Consider the following 442-nt stretch of genomic DNA (forward strand, 5'->3'; position numbering starts at 1 on the left):
GCTCCTCGGCCGCCGGGTCGTCGTCCACCGCGCGGTAGTCGTGCAGGAGGACGACCCGGCTCGTCCCGTCCTCCAGGGGTTCGACGCGCCACTCCCCGCCGCCTGATAGCGCGCGCTGTTCAGCACTGTCTCCCCATTGACGCCCATGAACCGCCACCGCCTCCCCGTTCGTCACCTGTTACTTGGTCACCACGATGTCGACCCGGCGGTCGCACTGAAGTGGCTCATCCGCGTCGCGGTCACCGCTCCCGGCGGCGACCGGCTTCGGGCAGCCTCCGGCCAGCCCGCGTCCGTACGCCGTCACATCGCGCACCCCGTGGGCCGTCAGCACCTCCGCGACGGCGTCCGCCCGCTGCCGGGAGAGCGACAGGTTGTTCCCGGCCCCGCCGCGTGGATCGACATAGCCGAGCACCTGCACCTCCGCCTCGGGGCTCCTCCGCAG

1 protein-coding gene and 1 pseudogene are annotated in these 442 nt (G+C 72.4%); both read right to left on the reverse strand.

Annotated elements, in window-relative coordinates; all coding sequences use genetic code 11:
- Positions 1-100: pseudogene (locus tag RNB18_RS52205) on the reverse strand (cyclase); the annotation flags it as partial.
- 78 nt (positions 101-178) lie between these two features.
- The coding region (locus RNB18_RS52210; RefSeq protein ID WP_311721078.1) for an OmpA family protein at positions 179-442 on the reverse strand (264 nt) is incomplete at its 5' end.

It is taken from the genome of Streptomyces doebereineriae (genome assembly GCF_031845645.1).
Taxonomy (GTDB): Bacteria; Actinomycetota; Actinomycetes; order Streptomycetales; family Streptomycetaceae; genus Streptomyces; species Streptomyces canus.